Source organism: Pseudonocardia lacus (assembly GCF_018531445.1).
GTDB classification, from domain to species: domain Bacteria; phylum Actinomycetota; class Actinomycetes; order Mycobacteriales; family Pseudonocardiaceae; genus Pseudonocardia; species Pseudonocardia lacus.
This window is the reverse complement of sequence record NZ_JAHDTH010000201.1, coordinates 1-15,471: the sequence shown is the minus strand read 5'-3', so window position 1 is coordinate 15,471 and position 15,471 is coordinate 1. Positions and strand designations below refer to the sequence as shown.

Genomic DNA, 15,471 nt, shown 5'->3' with positions numbered 1-15,471 from the left:
CGAGGCGCTGCGCCTCCCCGGCCCGCCCGGAGCGCAGGGCGCGGCGGGCCCGCTTGAGCCGGTCCTCCCAGTCGGGGCGACGCGGCGGGCGCGGCTCCTCGACCCCCGGACCGGCCGGAGCCCGGGTGGGAGCGGCCGGGGTGGGGTCGCTGCCGATGGGCGCGCCCAGCTCGGCGGCCAGCGCGACCAGCACCGCGCGCGCCCGCTCCCGGTCCAGCCCGAGCTCGACCGCCTCGTCCAGCAGGTGGGCGTGGTCCTCGTCGACCAGCCGGTCCTCCACCAGCACCGCGGCCCGCACCCGCGGGCGCAGGTGCTCGGTGACGTCGGCGGTCACCGCGTCCAGGTAGGCCGAGACGGCCTCGTCGCCGGGCTCGATCAGCTCGGCCACGTGCACCATCAGCTCGTCGACCACGGCGCGCAGCCGGTCGGGGGGCAGCTCCCGGGCCCGGGCCCGCCACGCGGCGGCCAGGGTGCGCACCTCGGCCGCGCCGGCGTCCGGGCCGACCCCGAGCATCGCCAGCAGGGTGGGCGGCGGCGCGCCGTCGGTGAGCCGGCCCAGCTCGTCGAGCAGGGACCGGATCTGACGGCGGCGGTCCGGGCTGATCCGGTCGGGCTCCGGTGCCGCCGGCGCGGCGACGGGCGCCAGCAGCCGGTGGCGGCGCAGCCGCACCTCCACCTCCGCACGCTCCAGCCCGGCCAGCTTCCCGACGTCGTGCAGCCCCTCGACCTTGTCGCGCGGCACCCCGCCGTGCCGGCCCACCAGCCGCGAGATGGCCGCGTCCAGCAGCGCGAACCGCTCGGACTCGCGCTGCTCGCGCTGGTGGCGCACGCGGATCGCGGCCATCCGGCGCCGGCCGGCGTCGCGCAGCTCGGCGCTGCGCTGCTCGTGCGCGGCGACCAGCAGCCCGACCAGCACCCGGTACTTGGGGTGGTCGCGCTGGCGCTGCCAGAAGCCCCAGACCTCCTCGATCCGGGCCAGCACCGCCGCGTCGTCGAGGTCGTCGGCCACCGGCAGGTCGTAGAGCTCGAACGGGTCCGACGCGTCCGGTCCGCCCCGCTTCTCGACGGTGGCCAGCACGCGCTTGCGGTAGTCGTTCGGGTCGAACGGCGGGATCGCCTGCGCTCGGCTCGACTCAGTCACGGCGGCGCATCCTGCCCAGCTGCTCGCGCTCGCGGGCCACCTCGGCCTGCGAGAGCGTGGCCCCGGTGGTGGCGGTGAGGGTGAGCGGGATGCCGGCGTCGACGTGGAACGCCGTCACGTGCAGCACGCCGTCGAAGCCCATCTCGAAGGTCACCCGCACCTCGCTGCCCTCGCCGAAGCCCGGCGGGATCCCGGAGATCTCCCCGACGATGAGCACCTTGGCGTCCTCGGGGCGGGTCGACTCGGCCTGGCCCTGCTGCTCGACGACGGTCAGCTGGATCTCGGTCTGGTCGGGGCGGATGGTGCCGTAGGAGCGGCTGGTGCGGATGGGCAGCCGGTCGTTGCGGTGCACCAGCCAGGACGGCTCCAGGCGCCCGGCCAGCGCGTTGACCGCCAGCACCCCGAACCCGCGCGAGACCACCGTGTCGACCTGGATCTCCACGGCCCGCCGGACCTGGGCCAGTGCCACGTTGTAGGCGTCGGCGACGCGGCGGCAGGCGTCGTCGAGGTCGGTGGCGGCGGCGTCCTCCAGGCTGGCGCCGTCGCGCAGCCGCCCGCGGGTGCGCAGGTCGGCGGCGACCATGCGCTCCAGCTCCTTCTTCTCCCCGAACAGCGCCGCGCCGCGGGCCACAGCCAGGTCCGGGTCGTGCAGCTGCGGGTCCAGGCCCAGCTCGTCGCGCAGCGCCCGGGCGACCGCGGGCATCCGCGAGGACCCGCCGACCAGCAGGACGCGGTCGACGCGCGCGACGCCGCGGCGGGCCGCCTCGGCCAGGCACGCCTTGGTGAGGTCCAGGGTGCGGCGCAGCAGCGGCGCCGACATCGACTCCAGCTCGGCCCGGCTGAGCGCGACCGTGGAGCGGGCGCCGTCGTGGGAGACCAGGACCTCGGTCTTGTCGGTCTCGCTGAGCTGGTGCTTGGCGCGCTCGGCGGCCAGCACGAGCGCCTGCGCGCCCGCGGAGTCGTCGAGCGGGTCCTCGGCGTCGGGGTTGTCGGCGCAGAACCGGCGCGACAGGTGCAGCGCGATCCGCTCGTCCCAGTCGGCCCCGCCGAGCTGGTGGTCGCCCTCGACGGCGAGCACCGAGATGCGCCGGTCGGCCAACTCGATCACGGTGGCGTCGAAGGTACCGCCGCCCAGGTCGTAGACCAGCACCGTCTCGTGCCCGGTCCCGGGCTGCTTGGCCAGGTCGGGGCCGCCGTCGAGGCGGCCGAAACCGTAGGCCAGCGCGGCCGCGATGGGCTCGGACAGCACGTCGACGACGTCGAGGCCGGCGTAGGTGCCGGCGAGCACGGTGGCCCGGCGCTCCTCGTCGCCGAAGTAGGCCGGCACGGTGATGACCGCCGAGGTCGGGGTCTCCCCGCCGCTGAAGCCCGCGTCGGCGACCAGGCTCTTGAGGATCAGCGCCGACACCGCGGGCGCCGACCAGCCCTTGCCGTGCGCGACGAACCGCCACTCCGCGTCGCCCATGCGCCGCTTGACCAGTGCGCACACGTGCTCGGGGTCGAGGCGGGCCTCGCGGCGCGCACCCTCGCCCACGACGTGCTCCCCGGGCGAGGCGAACAGCACCACCGACGGCGTGGTCAGCTCCCCCGACATACCGGCGAGGACCTGCGGACGGCCGTCCGCGCCGGTGCGCGCGATGGCGGAGTTGGTGGTCCCGAGATCGATACCGTGGACGGCCACGATCGGAGCCTAACCAGTGGCCCGTGGCGGTGGTCACCCACATGGGCGCGGGTCGGCCCACGCCGATGGCTAGGCTCCCGACGTGGCGGAACCCACCCTCGGCGACATCGCGGACAAGGTCGACGACGTGGCCCGGCTGCTGGCCCGGCAGGCGAGCACCCTGGGCGCCATCGCCGACGCCAGGGCGAGCGGCTCCGGCCCCGACGTGCCGCTGCTCGTGGAGCTGCACGCGCTGCGCGTCGACGCACTGCGGTGCGCGGCCACCGCGCGCTCGCGCCGTGAGCGGGCCGGGTTCGAAGCGGTGGCCGGCGGGCTGGAGCGGTTGCTGACCGGGCGCGGTGGGTCGGTCGTCGCGCCGCGGGTGGGCGAGCCCTTCAGCGGCTCGTCGATGGAGGCCGCCGAGGTCGTGCCGACCGAGGAGGCCGACCGCGACCGCACGGTCGCCGAGCTGCTCGAACCGGGCCTGCTGGCCGGCGGGCGGTCCGTGCGCCCGGCCCGCGTCGCAGTGCACCGCTACCGACCTGCCTAACCCGGCGATACGCCACTTCGCCCAATTCGATTGCGGAGAGCGGTAACGCAACTACCCCCCGTAGCGAGCTGACTCAGGACCGTCGTCGGGTTCGGAGGTGTCAGCGTGGGTTCGGAGTCCGTGGACTCGAGGTCGGGGTGGGGACGCGCGGGTCGGGCGAGGCGGCGCGGGCGACGCGCCGACCACATGCCGCGCAGGGTGTCCGACCGGGTCGAGGACCTCGCGGCCTGGGTGTTCATCGCCGCGGCGCTGCTGCTGGTCGTCGTGGCCGGCGGCGTCGGCGGCGGGGTGCACCGCGACGGGCTCGCCCGCGCCGCGACCGAGTCGGTGCAGCGCCACCGGGTGCCCGCGGAGGTCCTCGCCGACCAGCGCGCGGCCGGTAGCCGCATGCGCTCGGCCACGGCCCGCTGGGCCGGCCCGGACGGGGTGCCGATCACCGGGCGGATCACGCTCGACCCGGCGCTGCCGGCGGGGCGGGCCGGGGCCCTGGTCCGGCCGCCGCTGGTGGAGCCGGGCCGGCACGTCCCGATCTGGGTCGACGGCGAGGGTCGTCCGACCCGGCCACCGGCCACGGCCGCGCAGGCCGCGCAGGCCGGCGTGATCGCCGCGGTGGCCCTGGTCCTGGCTGGGCTGACCGTGCTGGGCGGCGGCTGGCTAGGCGTGCGGGCACTCGTCGCGCGCAGCAACGACCGCCACTGGGAGCGGGAGTGGGCCCGGGTGGGGCCGCGCTGGAGCCGCCGGGTCCACTGACCGCGCCGCACCAGCGGGGCCGCGGACGCGCGCGGGCCCGGTCGGCCGGAGCCGACCGGGCCCGCCGGTCCGTTCGCCGCGCCGGGGTCAGGCGTCCAGCAGCGCCAGCGTCTCGTCGCTGACCTCGAAGTTGGCGTAGACGTTCTGCACCTCGTCGCTGTCCTCGAGGGCCTCGATGAGCTTGAAGACCTTCCGGGCGACCTCGGCGTCCAGCGGCACCGACATCGACGGCAGGAACGTCGGGTCGGCCGAGTCGTAGTCGATCCCGGCCTCGACCAGCGCGGTGCGCACCGGCACCAGGTCGGTCGCCTCGGTGATGACCTCGAAGCTCTCGCCGAGGTCGTTGACCTCCTCGGCGCCGGCGTCGAGAACCGCCATGAGCACGTCGTCCTCGGTGAGGTCGCCGGACTTCGGCACGATCACCACGCCCTTGCGGGTGAACAGGTAGGCCACCGAGCCCGGGTCGGCCATCGCGCCACCGTTGCGGGTCATCGCCAGCCGGACCTCGGTGGCGGCCCGGTTGCGGTTGTCGGTGAGGCACTCGATGAGCACCGCGACCCCGCCCGCGGCGTAGCCCTCGTAGGTGATGGTCTGGTAGTCGGCGCCGCCGGCGTCCGCGCCCGAGCCGCGCTTGACCGCGCGGTCGATGTTGTCGTTGGGCACCGAGCTCTTCTTCGCCTTCTGGATGGCGTCGTAGAGCGTCGGGTTGCCGTCCGGGTCGCCGCCGCCGGTGCGCGCGGCCACCTCGATGTTCTTGATGAGCTTGGCGAACATCTTGCCGCGGCGGGCGTCGATGACGGCCTTCTTGTGCTTGGTCGTCGCCCACTTGGAATGCCCGCTCATGTCTCCCTCTTCCGCAGCCGAACCGGCGGCCGATCCTACCGGCGCCCGGCGACGGCCTCGCGCACCATCCGGCAGAACAGCCCGTGCACCCGCAGGTCGCCGGTGAGCTCCGGGTGGAACGCCGTGGCCAGGACGCCGCCGCGGCGCACCGCCACGACCCGCCCGGCCGCCTCCCCCGCGTCGCGCCCCGCCGCGGTCAGCGCGGGGACGGTGGCCAGCACCTCGACGTCGGCGCCCACCTTCTCGACCCACGGCGCCCGGATGAACACGGCCCGCACGGGGCCGTCGCCGACGCCCTCGACGTCCAGGTCGGTCTCGAAGGAGTCGACCTGGCGACCGAAGGCGTTGCGCCGGACCACGACGTCGAGCCCGCCGATCTGGCGCTGGTCCGGCCGCCCGTCGAGCACCTCGTCGGCCAGCAGGATCATCCCGGCGCAGGAGCCGTACGCCGGCATCCCCCCGGCGATCCGCTCGGTCACCGGCTCCAGCAGGTCGAACGTGACCAGCAGCCGGCTCATCGTGGTCGACTCGCCCCCGGGGAGCACGATCGCGTCGACCGCGGCCAACTCCTCGGGGCGGCGCACGGCCACGGCCCGCACGCCGGGGAAGGCCCGGAGCGCGGCGAGGTGCTCGCGCACGTCGCCCTGCAGGGCCAGCACACCGATCAGCACGGGGGTCGTCGAAGGCACGACCACCAGGATAGGTGGCGTCGCGCTGCGCGATCCTCGCAGCGCCGGCGGGGACGTCGCAGCACTGGCGGGACATCGCAGCACTGGCGGGGACGTCGCAGCGCGCCGGCGGGCTGCGAGGGCACACCCAGGCCTGCCTAGACACACTCAGAGCTGCGAGGACACCCCGGTCGGCCGGCAACTCCCCGAGAGGGGCGAATCCTCGCAGCCCCGCAGAGGCCTCGCAGCGCTGGCTGAGTCGCCGCAGCGCGCCGGCGGGCTGCGAGCGCATGCCCAGGTCTGCGACGACACCCGGGGCAGCCCGGCGGCTCCCCAGAGCGCAGCTCCTCGCAGCGCCGGCAGGGGCGTCGCAGCGCGCCGGCGGGCTGCGACGACACACCCCGCGCTGCCAGGACACAGCCGGGGCTGCGAGGGCAGCTGGGCGTCCTGGTCAGACCGGGGCGACGTCCTTGCGCCGGGTGGCCTCCCGGACGGCCTCGGCGACGGCCGGGGCGACGGTGGCGTCGAAGACGCTGGGCACGATGAACGACGGGTTGGGCTCGGCGACGACGTCGGCGATCGCCGCGGAGGCGGCCAGCAGCATGGCGTCGGTGATGTCGCGGGCCTGGGCGTCGAGCAGGCCGCGGAACACGCCCGGGAACGCCAGCACGTTGTTGATCTGGTTCGGGTAGTCCGAGCGCCCGGTCGCGACGACCGCCGCGTGCTGCAGCGCCAGCGCGGGGTCGACCTCCGGGTCGGGGTTGGCCAGCGCGAAGACGATGGCGTCGTCGGCCATGCCGGCCAGCTCGTCGGCGCCCAGCAGGTTGGGCGCCGACACCCCGATGAACACGTCCGCGCCGACCATCGCGTCGGCGAGGGTGCCGCTCTGGCCGGACGGGTTGGTCAGCTCCGCGATCGAGCAGAGGTTGGGGTCCATGCCCGGGCGGTCGCCGTGGACGATGCCGTCGATGTCGACGGCCAGCAGCTCGCCGGGCGACTGCGAGCCGAGCAGGCGGATGATCGCCGAGCCGGCCGCGCCCACTCCGCACACCACGATCTTGCAGTCGGCCAACTGCTTGCCCACCACGCGCAGCGCGTTGCGCAGCGCCCCGAGCACGACGACCGCGGTGCCGTGCTGGTCGTCGTGGAAGACGGGGATGTCGAGCATCTCCCGCAGCCGGGCCTCGATCTCGAAGCAGCGCGGCGCGGCGATGTCCTCCAGGTTGATGCCGCCGTAGGCCGGGGCCAGGATCTGCACCGTCCGGATGATCTCCTCGGTGTCCTGGGTGTCGAGGCAGACCGGCCACGCGTCGACGTTGGCGAACCGCTTGAACAGCGCCGCCTTGCCCTCCATGACCGGCATCGCGGCGGCCGCGCCGAGGTTGCCCAGCCCGAGCACGGCCGAGCCGTCGGTCACCACGGCGACGGTGTTGCGCTTGATCGTCAGGCGGCGGGCGTCGGCCGGGTTGGCCGCGATCGCCTGGCAGACGCGGGCGACGCCGGGCGTGTAGGCGCGCGAGAGGTCGTCGCGGTTGCGGAGGCTGACCTTGGACTGCACCTCGAGCTTGCCGCCCAGGTGCATCAGGAAGGTCCGGTCGGACACCTTGCGCACGTGCACGCCGGGCAGGGCCTCGAGCGCGCGGGTGATCTCCTCGGCGTGCTGCTCGTTGCGGGCGTTGCAGCTCATGTCGACCACGAGCGTCGCGCTGTGGCCCTCGACGACGTCGAACGCGGTGACCACGCCACCGACGCTGCCGACGGCGACGGTCAGATCGCCCGCGGCACTCGCCGACGCGGGTACCTCGAGCCGGGCGGTGATGGCGTATCCGGGTCCGGGAACTGGCACCGCACGACCCTACCGACGGGCCCCGACCCCCTCGGGAACGGCGTCGCGGCCGCCAGGGAACGTTCGCACGCGCGAGGAAATCCGCTCCCCGACGGGGTGCCGGGGCCCGGCGCGGGGTTGTGACCTTGCCCGACGCGGGTGTGAGATGGCGCACACGTCGCACCGGTGCGGAGGTGGTCCACCAATGTCGGGCAGAGCAGCGGGATCGGTCAGGGCGGGATCGACCGGGGTGGACGGCGGGCGGCTGATGGCCACCGACCCCGCCCGCGTGCGCAACGTTGCGCTGGTCGGACCGTCGGGCGCGGGCAAGACGTCGCTGGTGGAGGCGCTGCTCGCGCACACCTCGACGATCCCCCGGGCCGGTGCCGTGACCGACGGCAGCACCGTGTGCGACCACGACCCCGCCGCCGTGCGCCAGCAGCGCTCGGTGGCGCTGGCGGTCGCCCCCCTGGTCCACGACGACATCAAGATCAACCTGATCGACACCCCCGGCTACGGCGACTTCGTCGGTGAGCTGCGCGCCGGGCTGCGCGCCGCCGACGCCGCCCTGTTCGTCATCCCGGCCGACGCCGGACGCGAAGGCAGCATCGACGCCGCGACCGTCACGCAGTGGGAGGAGTGCGCCGCGGTCGGCACCCCGCGCGCGGTGGTGGTGGCGCGCTGCGACCACGCCCGCGCCGACCTGGAGGCGACGACCGCGGCCTGCCAGGAGGCCTTCGGCACCGGCGTCGCGCCGCTCTACCTGCCGATCCGCGACGGCGCAGGCGGGCTGACCGGGCTCTACGGCCTGCTCACCCGCACCCCGGCCGACCAGGCGCCCGACGGCGCCGACGAGGCCCGCGACGCGCTCATCGAGGGCATCATCGAGCAGTCCGAGGACGAGACGCTCATGGAGCGCTACCTCGGCGGCGAGGACCTCGACGTCGCCACCCTGATCGACGACCTGGAGACCGCGGTCGCCCGGGGCGCGTTCCACCCGGTCGTGCCGGTCTGCGCGAGCAGCGGCATCGGGCTCGACGCGCTGCTGGAGCTGCTGGTCGGCGGGTTCCCGTCGCCGCTGGAGCACCCGCTGCCGCGGGTGTCGGGGGTGGACGGCTCGCCCCGCCCCGCGCTGACCGCCGACCCGGACGGGCCGCTGGCCGCCGAGGTCGTGCGCACCACCGCCGACCCCTACGTCGGGCGCGTCTCGCTGGTGCGGGTGTTCTCCGGGACGCTGCGCGCCGAGTCGACCGTGCACGTCAGCGGGCACCACGCCACCGTGCCCGGCCCCCGCGGACCCGCCGACGACGGGCCGACCGCCGAGGACGACGGGCACGACAACGACGAGCGGCTGGCCCACCTCTACAGCCCGCTGGGCTCGACGCTGCGCGAGGTCGACGCCTGCGCCGCCGGCGACATCTGCGCGCTGACCAAGCTCGGCACCGCCGAGACCGGCGACACCGTCTCGGCCGCCGATGACCCGCTGCTGCTGTCCTGCTGGGACCTCCCCGAGCCGCTGCTGCCCGTCGCCGTGGTCGCGCGCACCCGCGGCGACGAGGACGCGCTGGTCAAGACCCTGGCCCGGATCGTGGCCGCCGACCCGACGCTGCGCCTGGAGCGCAACCGGGAGACCCACCAGACCGTGCTGTGGTGCATGGGCGAGGCGCACGCCGACGTCGTGCTGTCGCGGCTGCGGGCGGGCGGCGCCGAGGTCGACACCGAGGAGGTGCGGGTGCCGCTGCGCGAGACCATCGCCCGCCCGGCCCGGGTCACCGGCCGCCACGTCAAGCAGTCCGGCGGGCACGGCCAGTTCGCGGTGTGCCACGTGGAGTTCGAGCCGCTGCCCCGCGGCGGCGGGTTCGAGTTCGTGTCGAAGGTCGTCGGCGGGTCGGTGCCCACCCAGTTCATCCCGAGCGTGGAGAAGGGCATCCGGGCCCAGCTCGAACGCGGCGTCACCGACGAGCGCCACCCCGTGGTCGACCTGCGGGCCACCCTGGTCGACGGCAAGGCGCACAGCGTCGACTCCTCCGACGCCGCCTTCCAGACGGCGGGGGCGCTCGCGCTCCGCGAGGCCGCGGCGGCGTGCGGCACCGTGCGGCTGGAGCCGTTCGACGAGGTGGTCGTGCGCGTCCCCGACGACCACCTCGGTGCGGTGCTCGGCGACCTGTCCGGACGGCGGGGTCGGGTGCTGGGCACCGATTCCGCCGGTCCGGGGCGGTCGGCGGTGCGCGCCGAGGTGCCGTGCACGGAGCTGCTGCGCTACGCGATCGACCTGAAGGCGATGACCGCGGGAGCGGCCGCGTTCACCCGCCGGTTCGCGCGCTACGACGTCGCGCCGGGCTGATCGGGGGAACGTTCGGGGTCGGCCGAACGGCCGCGGAGGTACCTTCGCCCGGTGCGACGACGCGTCGGCCCGGTGGCGGCCCTCTGGACGGCGATCTTCGTCGTCGCCTACGGGACCAACGTCCCGACACCGCTGCTGCTGGTCTACCGCGACTCCCTCGGGCTGACCCCGGACCAGCTGACCGGGGCCTTCGGCGTCTACGCCGCCGGGCTGGTGCCGGCGCTGCTGCTGGCCGGTCCGGCGTCGGACCGCTTCGGCCGCCGGCCGGTGGTGGTGCCGTTCGTGCTGCTCGCGGCGGCCACGTCCCTGCTGTTCCTGGGGGCGGGCTCGGCGACGTGGCTGCTGTTCGTGTGCCGGTTCCTGCAGGGCGCGGTCTCCGGCGTGGTGTTCAGCGTGGGCACGGCGTGGCTGGGCGAGCTGATCGGCGAGCCGGGCCGCTCGGCCCGGCTCACCACGGCGGCGCTGGGCGGCGGCTGGGCGATCGGGCCGCTGGTGTCCGGGCTGCTCGGGCAGTGGGCCCCGGCGCCGACCGCGCTGCCCTACCTGCTGCACGTGGCGCTCATGGTGGTCGGCCTCGCGCTGTTGCCCGGCGTGCCCGAGACGCTCGGACCGCACGAGCGCCGGCGCGGGGCGCTGATCGCCCTGGGCGTGCCGACCGGGGCGGGACGGGCGTTCGTGCTGGTCGTGCTGCCCATCGCGCTCGGCGTGTTCACCTTCCCCTCCACCGCGGTGACGGTGCTGCCGCTGCTGCTGACCCCGACCCTGCCGGAGCTGGCCGTGGCGATCACCGGCCTGGTCGCCGGGGTGACGCTGCTGACCGGGGTGTTCGCCCAGCCCATCGGGCGCCGCCTGGGCGCGGTGCGGTCCGGGCCGGCCGGCCTGCTGGTCGGGGCGGTGGGGATCGCGCTGAGCCTGCTCGGCGCGGGCCACGAGGCCTGGCCGCTGCTGGTGCCGGTGGCGCTGCTGCTCGGCGTGGCCTACGGGCTCTGCCTGGCCGCCGGGCTGGTGATGGTGGCCCAGCTGGCCAGCCCGACCGCCCGCGGTGCGCTGACCGGCACCTTCTACGCCTGCGCCTACCTGGGGTTCGGGGTGCCGCTGGTGCTGTCGGTGCTGGGCGGGACGGCCCGGCGCGGGGTCGAGGGCTTCGCCACCCCGCTGGCCTGGCTCGCCGGGGTGGTCGCGGTGGTCGCGCTGGCGCTGGCCCTCCCGGCGGCCCGCCGGCTCGTGACCCCGCGGGAGGTCACCCCCGTCGAGCGGCCGCCCGGCTGAGCGCCGCGGCGGGCACACCGCGCGCCATCACCGCGAACACGAGCCGGCGCGCGGGCAGCTGGGCCAGCCAGTACGCGCGGCCGGGCAGGCCGTGCGGGCGGAACGTCGTGCGCTGCAGGTACCGGCTGCCGGCGCCGTCGGGCTCGGCCCGCAGCTCCAGGCGGGCGGTGCCGGGAAGGCGCATCTCGGCGCGCAGCCGCAGCAGCCGTCCGGGCCGCACCTCCTCCACCCGCCACCAGTCCAGCGCGGCGCCCGGGCGCAGCCGCTCGGGCCGCGTGCGGCGGGCCCCGATCCCGCCGACGAGGCGGTCGAGCGCACCGCGCAGCTCCCACACGCCCGGCAGGGTGTGCCAGCCCTGGTCGCCGCCGAGGCCCTCGATCACCGCCCACAGCTCCTCGACCGGGGCGTCGACCCGCTCGACGTGCTCCTCGACCAGCTCCGGCTCGCCCGGGTCGGTGGGCAGTCGCCCGGCCGCCCCGACGCCGTCGAGGGCCCGCCGGACCGCCTCCCGGTACGGCGTCGGGCCGCCCGGCGGCGGCCCGTCCGGGGGCGCGCCGTGGCAGACCAGGTCGTGGGCCATCGACTCCAGCAGCGGCCCGGCCAGGTACCGGCCGACCGGCGTGAACGCCTCGGCCGCCCGGGCGGTCAGCCGGGGCAGCGACACCGGCACCGGCAGGCCCAGCGGCCGACCCAGACCGGCCTCCTCGGCGTAGTCGGTCACCAGTTCCCGGTAGGTGAGCACGTCCGGACCGCCGATGTCGAAGGCGCGGCTGACCTCCGGCGCCAACCGCAGCGCGGCCACCAGGTGGTGCAGCACGTCGTCGATGCCGATCGGCTGCACCCGGTTCCAGGCCCGGTCGGGCAGCGGCAGCACGGGGCCGAGGCGGGCGAGCGAGGCCAGCTGCCGGATCATCTCGTAGCTGGCCGAACCGGACCCGACCACGATCCCCGCCTGCAGGACGGCCGTCGGCGGCCCCTCGGCCACCAGCACCTCGCCGACCTCGTGCCGCGAGGCCAGGTGCGCCGACGCGGGCCCCGACGGCTGCAGCCCGCCCAGGTAGACCACCCTCCCGACGCCCGCGGCCCGGGCGGCGCGGGCCAATCCGGACGCGGCCTCCCGGTCGCGCTCGGCGAAGGCCGGCCCGTCCATCGAGTGCACGAGGTAGAACACCGCCTCGACCCCGGAGCAGGCGTCGGCGACGGCGGCCGCGTCGCCCAGATCCCCGATCCGCACGTCCACGCGGTCGTCGCGGCCCAGCCGGGCGAGCTTGTCGGGGTCGCGGACGAGGCAACGCACGGCGTGACCCGAGTCGAGCAGCCGCGGCACGAGCCGCGCGCCGACGTAGCCGGTCGCTCCGATCACCAGACAGCGCACCGCTGGAGCCTGCCCCAGTCCGGCACCGCGCGCCCGTCGAGCGAAAGCGACTCTCGTCCCACCGCAGGCAACGAGAGCCGCTCTCGCGCCACGATCACGGCACTCCGACGGCCCGCAACCCCGCCGTGGTCCCCGCGGCCACCACGACGACCACGACGAACGGCGCCCGCCGCCACGCCGTGACGGCCCCGACCGCGACCCCGGCCGGCCGCGCCCACCCCGCCGACCCGCCGTCCTCGGTGAGCGCAGCGGTGGCGACCAACGCCACCAGCAGCGCGGTGGCCCCCAGATCGACGTAGCGCTGCACGCGCTCGGGCAACGCAACCCGCTCGCGCAGCACCAACCCGGCCAGCCGCAGCAGGTAGGTCCCCGCGGCCAGGCAGAGCACAGCGGGCAGGGTCACGACTCCCGCCCCGCTCCGCGGCCTGCGGCGAACAACCCGGCCAGCCCGGCCAGCACCGGCAACCCCGCCGGCAGCAGCGGCGTCGCCAGCAACGCCACCCCACCGGCGGCCACCCCCACCCGGCGGGCGTCGGGCCGGCGCAAGGTGGGCAGCAGCAGGGTCAGCAGCCCCGCCGGGAACGCGGCGTCGACGCCGAACGCGGACGGGTCCGGGACGGCCGCCCCGGCCAGCAGCCCGATCGCGGTGCCGGTGTTCCAGCAGACGAACGCCGTGGCGCCGACCAGGAAGTACACCGGCCGCGCCGCCGGTCCGCCGCCGCGCGCCGTGGCGAAGGCCACCGACTCGTCGATCAGCAGGTGCGCGCCGATCAGCCGGGCCGGCCAGCTCGACCCGACGACGTCGCCGATCGCCAGGCCGAACGGGAGGTGGCGGGCGTTGAGCAGCAGCCCGGCCAGCACCGCGGCGAACGGGCTACCCCCGGCGGCCACGACGGCGACCACGAGGAACTGCGAGCCGCCGGCGAAGACGAGCAGCGACAGGGCCATCGCGATGGGGACGGGGACGGCGGCCGCGGCGGCCAGTGCGCCGAAGGACATCCCGATCACGACGATCGCGGCGCCCAGCGCCGCGGCGTCGCGGAGGTCGCGACGCCCTATTGTTCGATCTGTCGAACGCACGTACGCCAGAATGAACAGCACGAGGGCGTTCGTCAACCCGAACGGAGAGTCCGATGAAACGAACGGAGCCGCGCGAGACGATCGCCGCGGCGCTGCGCCGCGAGCGCGAGCGCCTCGGCGTGTCGCTGGCCGAGCTGGCCCGCCGCGCCGGCGTGGCGAAGTCGACGCTCTCCCAGCTGGAGGCGGCGACCGGCAACCCGAGCATCGAGACGCTCTGGGCCCTCGCCGTCGCCCTGGACGTGCCGTTCAGCCGGCTGGTCGACCCGCCGGCCGAGCCGGTGCAGGTGATCCGGGCCGGCGAGGCGCCGGTGGTGCACTCCGAGCACGCCGCCTACTCCGGCGCCCTGCTGTCCTCCTGCCCGCCCGGCGCGCGCCGTGACCTGCACGTCATCACGGCCGAGCCCGGCGCGGTCCGCGAGGCGCACGCCCACATCCGCGGCACGACCGAGCACCTCGTCGTGCTGGCCGGGCGGTGGCGGGTCGGCCCGATCGGGGTCGAGGTCGAGCTCGACCCCGGCGACTACGTGCGCTTCGCGGGTGACCAACCGCACCATTACGCCGCGCTCGCCGCGGGCAGCAGCGCGGTGCTGGTGATGGAGTACCAGTGAGTCGGCGGGCTACCAGCCGCGGTCGGCGTAGCGCTGCTCGGCGGGCAGCTCGGAGACGTTGATGCCCACCATGGCCTCGCCCAGCCCCCGCGAGACCTTCGCGATGACGTCGGGGTCGTCGTGGAAGGTGGTGGCCTTGACGATGGCCTCCGCGCGGCGGGCCGGGTCGCCGGACTTGAAGATTCCCGATCCGACGAACACGCCCTCGGCGCCCAGCTGCATCATCATCGCCGCGTCGGCCGGGGTGGCGATGCCGCCCGCGGTGAACAGCACGACCGGCAGCTTGCCCGCCCGCGCGACCTCGGTGACCAGCTCCACCGGGGCGCGCAGCTCCTTGGCCGCGGCGTAGAGCTCGGTCTCGTCGAGACCGCCCAGGCGGCGGATCTCGCCCCGGATCGAGCGCATGTGGCGGGTGGCCTCGACGACGTTGCCGGTGCCGGCCTCGCCCTTGGACCGGATCATCGCCGCGCCCTCGGCGATGCGCCGCAGCGCCTCGCCCAGGTTGGTGGCGCCGCACACGAACGGCACGGTGAACGCCCACTTGTCGATGTGGTGGGCCTCATCGGCCGGGGTGAGCACCTCGGACTCGTCGATGTAGTCGACGCCGAGCGACTGCAGGACCCTGGCCTCGACGAAGTGCCCGATCCGGGCCTTGGCCATCACCGGGATGGACACCGCGGAGACGATCCCGTCGATCATGTCGGGGTCGCTCATCCGGGCCACGCCGCCCTGCGCGCGGATGTCGGCCGGGACGCGTTCGAGGGCCATCACGGCCACCGCGCCGGCATCCTCGGCGATCTTGGCCTGGTCGGGGGTGACGACGTCCATGATGACGCCGCCCTTGAGCATCTCGGCCATGCCGCGCTTGACGCGCGCGGTGCCGCGCTGCTCGGTGCCCGCGTCGGCGGGAGCGGCGGACGGGGTGGACGACGACGGCGCAGACGAGGACACGGCGCTACCTCTCAGAGGCTCGGGAACGCCGTTGATGGTACGACAGATCGTGCCGATACAACCCCGACCGTCAGGACCAATCGGCGATCGTGGGGGCGGTCGTGGTCACACCGCCCGCCGGGTCGGCGATCTCGAAGTAGCGCGGCAGGGGGGCCCGCCCGGCCAGGTGGAGCCGGCGCACCAGCCACCGCGAGCGCAGGCCGAGGGTGTCGCGTACGGCGTCGTTGTGCACCCGGCGGGCCAGGGCCAGCAACTGCTCGGCCTCGACCAGCTCGACGGCCACCGCCGGGGGCAGGCCCGAGCGGTCCAGCGCGGCCAGCGCCCGGCCGAGCCGGTTCTCCGCGGCCTCGCGCTCGGGCCAGCGGGTGCCCGCGGCCGCGGCCGCGTCGACGGCGGTCCCGAGCGCA

General features: G+C 75.7%; 14 protein-coding genes and 1 pseudogene. 5 read left to right on the top strand and 10 right to left on the bottom strand.

Translation table 11 applies throughout. The features are described 5' to 3' along the window. Both KIK08_RS31200 and KIK08_RS42020 read right to left on the bottom strand, forming a co-directional pair. Window positions 1-1,141: hypothetical protein (locus tag KIK08_RS31200; RefSeq protein WP_214406898.1), on the bottom strand; the 1,141-nt coding region annotated here is incomplete at its 3' end. Beyond that, on the bottom strand, window positions 1,134-2,822 hold the full coding sequence (locus tag KIK08_RS42020) for an Hsp70 family protein (protein WP_214406897.1): 1,689 nt from the start codon (window positions 2,820-2,822) through the stop codon (window positions 1,134-1,136). The genes KIK08_RS42020 and KIK08_RS31200, both read right to left, overlap by 8 nt. Before the next feature lie 82 nt (window positions 2,823-2,904). On the opposite strand from KIK08_RS42020, the gene grpE reads away from it, so the two are divergent. Continuing rightward, window positions 2,905-3,351 carry a nucleotide exchange factor GrpE gene (gene grpE, locus KIK08_RS42015; RefSeq protein WP_214406896.1) on the top strand — a complete coding sequence of 149 codons (447 nt, stop codon included), beginning with the start codon at window positions 2,905-2,907 and terminating at the stop codon, window positions 3,349-3,351. Between the two features lie 198 nt (window positions 3,352-3,549). Next, window positions 3,550-4,101, top strand: a complete 552-nt coding sequence (locus KIK08_RS31185; RefSeq protein WP_214406895.1) for an Rv1733c family protein — start codon at window positions 3,550-3,552, stop codon at window positions 4,099-4,101. A gap of 87 nt (window positions 4,102-4,188) precedes the next feature. Here KIK08_RS31185 and KIK08_RS31180 read toward each other — a convergent pair whose 3' ends face one another. The 3 genes from KIK08_RS31180 to KIK08_RS31170 form a co-directional block, all read right to left on the bottom strand. Next, window positions 4,189-4,944: a YebC/PmpR family DNA-binding transcriptional regulator gene (locus KIK08_RS31180; protein ID WP_214406894.1), complete on the bottom strand. Its 756-nt coding sequence runs from the start codon at window positions 4,942-4,944 to the stop codon at window positions 4,189-4,191. A 35-nt stretch (window positions 4,945-4,979) separates the two neighbouring features. Then, window positions 4,980-5,633: a pyridoxal 5'-phosphate synthase glutaminase subunit PdxT gene (gene pdxT / locus KIK08_RS31175; RefSeq protein WP_214406893.1), complete on the bottom strand. Its 654-nt coding sequence runs from the start codon at window positions 5,631-5,633 to the stop codon at window positions 4,980-4,982. Between the two features lie 430 nt (window positions 5,634-6,063). Continuing rightward, entirely contained in the window at window positions 6,064-7,458 is a 1,395-nt protein-coding gene (locus KIK08_RS31170) for an NAD-dependent malic enzyme (RefSeq protein WP_214406892.1), read from the bottom strand. Window positions 7,459-7,642: 184 nt separating this feature from the next. Here KIK08_RS31170 and KIK08_RS31165 point away from each other — a divergent pair, with 184 nt between their 5' ends. Both KIK08_RS31165 and KIK08_RS31160 read left to right on the top strand, forming a co-directional pair. Beyond that, window positions 7,643-9,781 (top strand): elongation factor G-like protein EF-G2, encoded by a 2,139-nt coding sequence (locus KIK08_RS31165; RefSeq protein ID WP_214406891.1) that lies wholly within the window; start codon window positions 7,643-7,645, stop codon window positions 9,779-9,781. A 51-nt stretch (window positions 9,782-9,832) separates the two neighbouring features. Next, entirely contained in the window at window positions 9,833-11,050 is a 1,218-nt protein-coding gene (locus KIK08_RS31160) for an MFS transporter (RefSeq protein WP_214406890.1), read from the top strand. Here the strand turns inward: KIK08_RS31160 and KIK08_RS31155 are convergent. The 3 genes from KIK08_RS31155 to KIK08_RS31145 form a co-directional block, all read right to left on the bottom strand. Then, on the bottom strand, window positions 11,022-12,413 hold the full coding sequence (locus KIK08_RS31155; protein WP_308258011.1) for an SDR family oxidoreductase: 1,392 nt from the start codon (window positions 12,411-12,413) through the stop codon (window positions 11,022-11,024). The two genes, KIK08_RS31160 and KIK08_RS31155, sit on opposite strands and share 29 nt — an antisense overlap. 106 nt (window positions 12,414-12,519) lie before the next feature. Beyond that, a complete protein-coding gene (locus KIK08_RS31150) occupies window positions 12,520-12,828 on the bottom strand; it encodes an AzlD domain-containing protein (protein ID WP_214406888.1) in 309 nt (102 codons plus the stop codon). After that, entirely contained in the window at window positions 12,825-13,526 is a 702-nt protein-coding gene (locus tag KIK08_RS31145; protein ID WP_308258010.1) for an AzlC family ABC transporter permease, read from the bottom strand. Before KIK08_RS31145 ends, KIK08_RS31150 begins: the two co-directional genes overlap by 4 nt. A 32-nt stretch (window positions 13,527-13,558) precedes the next feature. Between KIK08_RS31145 and KIK08_RS31140 the strand changes: the two genes are divergently transcribed. Further along, window positions 13,559-14,113 carry a helix-turn-helix domain-containing protein gene (locus tag KIK08_RS31140; RefSeq protein ID WP_214406887.1) on the top strand — a complete coding sequence of 185 codons (555 nt, stop codon included), beginning with the start codon at window positions 13,559-13,561 and terminating at the stop codon, window positions 14,111-14,113. A 9-nt stretch (window positions 14,114-14,122) separates the two neighbouring features. Here the strand turns inward: KIK08_RS31140 and pdxS are convergent, their stop codons facing one another. Beyond that, the gene (pdxS, locus tag KIK08_RS31135) at window positions 14,123-15,064 is read right to left on the bottom strand and encodes a pyridoxal 5'-phosphate synthase lyase subunit PdxS (RefSeq protein ID WP_214406886.1); all 942 of its coding nucleotides are present in this window, start codon (window positions 15,062-15,064) and stop codon (window positions 14,123-14,125) included. Window positions 15,065-15,134: 70 nt separating this feature from the next. Further along, window positions 15,135-15,471 (bottom strand): annotated as a pseudogene (locus KIK08_RS31130) (exopolyphosphatase); the annotation flags it as partial.

Excerpts from the sequence above, each read along its gene's own strand:
- KIK08_RS31140 (WP_214406887.1), top strand. The coding sequence starts at position 13,559 with ATGAAACGAACGGAGCCGCGCGAGACGATCGCCGCGGCGCTGCGCCGC.
- KIK08_RS31165 (WP_214406891.1), top strand. The coding sequence starts at position 7,643 with ATGTCGGGCAGAGCAGCGGGATCGGTCAGGGCGGGATCGACCGGGGTG.
- KIK08_RS31180 (WP_214406894.1), bottom strand. The coding sequence starts at position 4,944 with ATGAGCGGGCATTCCAAGTGGGCGACGACCAAGCACAAGAAGGCCGTC.